Below are 3265 nucleotides of genomic sequence, written 5' to 3'. Positions count from 1 at the left end.
AGCATACAGAAGTGAATCTGTTTGATCGCTTTGAATGGCCTGCAATGAGCCGTATTGTTATTCACCTGAAACTGGGTGTCCCCATCGGTCTGGCCATCTTTTTTGAAGCCAGTATCTTCTCGGCAGTGGCTCTGGTCATCGGCAAACTGGGAGCAGTGACCGTCGCAGGTCACCAGATTGCATTGAATCTCGCCAGCATGGCCTTTATGGTGCCGTTGAGTATGTCCATGGGAATAACCATCCGGGTAGGTCAGGCTTTGGGTGCCGGTGATCCTCAGGCTGCGAGATTCTCAGGGTATTCTGGTATCGTAGCGACCCTGCTGACTGCTACTCTGATAGCGGCTGTGATGTGGGCGTTTGCCGATGCTCTGACATCGCTCTATACCCAGGATGCTGCAGTTAAAGCACTGGCTGCCCAGTTGCTGATTTTTGCAGCACTCTTCCAGTACGCCGATGGTATTCAGGTTGCTTCCAATGGTGCCTTAAGGGGCTACAAAGATACCCGGGTACCGATGATCATAATTCTGATTGCTTGCTGGGGTATAGCCCTGCCACTGGGCTATACTTTGGGGCTGACGGATTTTATTGCCGATGAACCCATGGGCCCCCACGGGCTCTGGATTGGACTAGTACTGGCACTGACGCTTTCTGCTTTATTCCTGCTGCTCCGCTTCAGATCGTTGAGCAGGAGAGCCGTTGCAACGCAATTGTTTGCCATGAAAGTCAATTGAATAGTGAGAAGTCTGAGAGTCCAGTGCACACCTGCTCTGTCAGGGGCGGCTGTGTGATGCCGGATGGGATAAAACCAATAAAAATAAGATACGACACATCATGAGAATGTCCTGTTCGGGCAGACTTGTCAGGCGTTTGCTATGATCAGTCGGTGCATGTTTAGTCTTGGTTGCTCAGAATCAAGCTGACGAATTCCCCAGACTTTTAGTGCATGATTAAGGTGACTTTTGTCGTTCGTTTTTAAATTGATTCTAAAAAAAGTCGCTTGACGTTTTTTGCTCTTTCCCTGCATCCGTTTTACTGAACAATGAAAAAAGAGTTATTTATGAAACCCCTCATGCATAGGCTTTTTTTTACGCTGCTTTTATTGTCCACAATTACCCTCAATGTTCGTGCCGATACCTGTCCCAGGGACATGCAAGCTGATTGCGGCTCTGGCATTATGAAAGATGCTGGCGAATCAGCGGCAGACATCGTTAAGGCTGCTCATCCCAATGTTTTGGTGTGCATGCCTTCCGGCCAAGGAGTAGATGCTGGCAATGTAATTGGTAAGGTCATCCCGGGAACCGAACCCGGTTCCTCTGTCTGTGAATACCCGCGATTAATCAATGCTACAGTCGTGGACACACAGGTCACCGCCAAATTCGATTGGCTTGACACAACTTATGAGCAGCTTGCCACCTGGCTCACTTCCTTTGCTCATATTGAAAAAAACGGCAACAGCTATTATTACGTGTCCAAGGGCACAGACCAGAACACGGGGCACCCGGACATCTGCGTCCAGTCTACTCCCGGCAAAGGGTTTGAATTTGGATATGAAACTGTATCAGATAATGGTCAGAAGTCATGCGGGTTATTTGTTGGTGCGCTGTATTTATCACCTTTCTTCCGTACTCCAGGCGACCAGACCGATGGCGATAGGGTCAGCACTAGCGATAGAGGGAGTGATAGAGAGAGTGGTAGCAACAGCTATAGCGACGAAGATGATTTCTGCTCCAAATGTGAGAGTGAATCGTTCCATTCTGACTGCCCCAGATGCGAGTGCAGTGTAGAAAAGTTCTCTACCAAATGTGATCTGTGTAATGGTAATGGCTGCGGCATTTTTCGGTGCTCTCTTTTTACAGGTTGGGCTGATTGCCCCGAGAATTCTCACGTCTGCGACCATATTACCTGCCCCGGTTTTAGCTGCCCAAAAAAACCCGTCTGTTGCAGGAAGCGCTGTCACAAGAAACCAGCGGGTTAGCTACTATTCGCCGGTTAAAAAAAATCAGGCCTCAGAGTCCTGGTTGAGCTGCATGCGTTGCCTCTTCTATAATGCCGCCTTCCAGTTTTCAGTGAAGTGCTCATTGCCACTTCATGAGGCCCATGAGTGACCCCATGACAAAGACCAAAGTATTAACCGGTATTACCACCACAGGCACGCCGCATCTGGGCAATTATGTGGGGGCTATCCGTCCTGCGATTGAAGAAAGCCTTGACGAAAACATTCAGTCCTACCTGTTTCTGGCTGACTACCATGCCCTGATCAAGGGGCGTGACCCCAAGCGAATTCATCAATCCGGGTTGGAAATTGCTGCTACCTGGCTGGCCCTGGGTCTTGATACTGATCGAGTCACTTTCTATCGCCAGTCTGATATCCCGGAAATCATGGAGCTGAACTGGATTGTGGGTTGTATGACCGCAAAAGGTCTTATGAATCGTGCCCATGCCTACAAGGCTGCTACCCAGACCAATCAGGAAGCGGGCGAGTCTGATCTGGACAAGGGCGTCCTGATGGGGCTGTTTAATTACCCGATTCTGATGGCGGCGGACATCCTGATGTTCAATGCCAACCGTGTTCCAGTCGGCCGTGATCAGGTTCAGCATCTGGAAATGGCTCGGGATATTGCGGGTCGAATGAACCATCACTACAAGACTCAATTTGTGCTGCCAGAAGCCGTAGTGGGTGAAAACACGGATGTTCTGAATGGTCTTGACGGCCGCAAGATGAGCAAGAGCTACGACAACACCATTCCGTTGTTTGTGCCTGAGAAAAAGCTACTCAAGCTGATTCGCAAGATTAAAACCAACTCTCTGGAGCCAGGTGAACCTAAAGATCCGGAAACCTGTACTCTGTTCCAGATCTTCTCAGCCTTTGCGACGGAAGAAGAGGTGGCTGAAAAACGTGAGCAGTATGAAGCCGGTGCTGGTTGGGGGGATTTGAAAAATGAACTCTTTGATTACATCAACAATCTACTCAGGGACCCTCGAGAGCGTTATAACGATCTGATGGCTGACCCGGCATTCATTGAAGCTGAGCTGAAAAAAGGTGCGGACAAGGCCCGTGCTGAAGCAGCGCCCTTCCTTCAGGATATTCGCAATAAAGTGGGTATCCGTCCTTTTGCCTGATTTTCGGGGTTTACAGTCAGCCCACGGGGCTGGCTGCATCCGACAAAAATTTAACCTCCGCTTGTCTCTGATGCATCTTTCCAAAAGACGCTACCTATAGCCGAAAGAGTGCTCCCTGCGACTTGGCAGGGAGGTGAATTTCGTC

Annotated in this window: 3 protein-coding genes; all 3 read left to right on the top strand. The window is 49.6% G+C overall.

Annotation, left to right across the window (positions count from 1 at the left end; genetic code table 11):
* Positions 1-731, top strand: a 731-nt coding sequence (locus KDK17_RS17465; RefSeq protein ID WP_257288678.1) for an MATE family efflux transporter, incomplete at its 5' end; no start/stop codon positions are given.
* 338 nt (positions 732-1069) lie between these two features.
* Positions 1070-1975 (top strand): hypothetical protein, encoded by a 906-nt coding sequence (locus KDK17_RS17460; protein ID WP_257255345.1) that lies wholly within the window; start codon positions 1070-1072, stop codon positions 1973-1975.
* A 134-nt stretch (positions 1976-2109) separates the two neighbouring features.
* Positions 2110-3120, top strand: coding sequence for a tryptophan--tRNA ligase (locus KDK17_RS17455; RefSeq protein WP_257276329.1), 1011 nt, complete (start codon positions 2110-2112; stop codon positions 3118-3120).
* The last annotated feature ends 145 nt before the right edge of the window (positions 3121-3265 follow it).

Origin of the sequence: Endozoicomonas sp. SESOKO2, assembly GCF_024606245.1 — a bacterium.
Lineage (GTDB): Bacteria > Pseudomonadota > Gammaproteobacteria > Pseudomonadales > Endozoicomonadaceae > Endozoicomonas_A.
This window is presented reverse-complemented; position numbering and strand designations above follow the sequence as displayed.